This is a genomic window from Burkholderia sp. SIMBA_062 (assembly GCF_046534765.1).
GTDB classification, from domain to species: domain Bacteria; phylum Pseudomonadota; class Gammaproteobacteria; order Burkholderiales; family Burkholderiaceae; genus Burkholderia; species Burkholderia ambifaria.
This window is the reverse complement of record NZ_JAWRYD010000455.1, coordinates 1-251: the sequence shown is the minus strand read 5'-3', so window position 1 is coordinate 251 and position 251 is coordinate 1. Positions and strand designations below refer to the sequence as shown.

Annotated in this window: 1 pseudogene; it reads left to right on the top strand. The window is 57.0% G+C overall.

Going from position 1 to position 251, the window contains the following annotated elements:
• Positions 1-251 (top strand): annotated as a pseudogene (locus SB786_RS37045) (AMP-dependent synthetase); the annotation flags it as partial.

Here is a 251-nt window from a genome sequence, read left to right as displayed (position 1 = left end):
ATGACGAAGGCCGGGACTGTGACCAGGGTGTGCCTGGTGAGGTGTTGCTGCGCTCCGATACCCAACTGACCTGCTACTGGAACAATTCGGTAGCCACCATGGAAGCCCTGCGCGACGGCTGGTACCACACCGGTGACATGGGCTACCAGGATGCCGATGGCTACCTTTTCCTGGTCGATCGCAAGAAAGACATGATCATTTCCGGCGGTGAAAACATCTACAGCCGGGAAGTTGAAGTCGCGCTTGAGTTG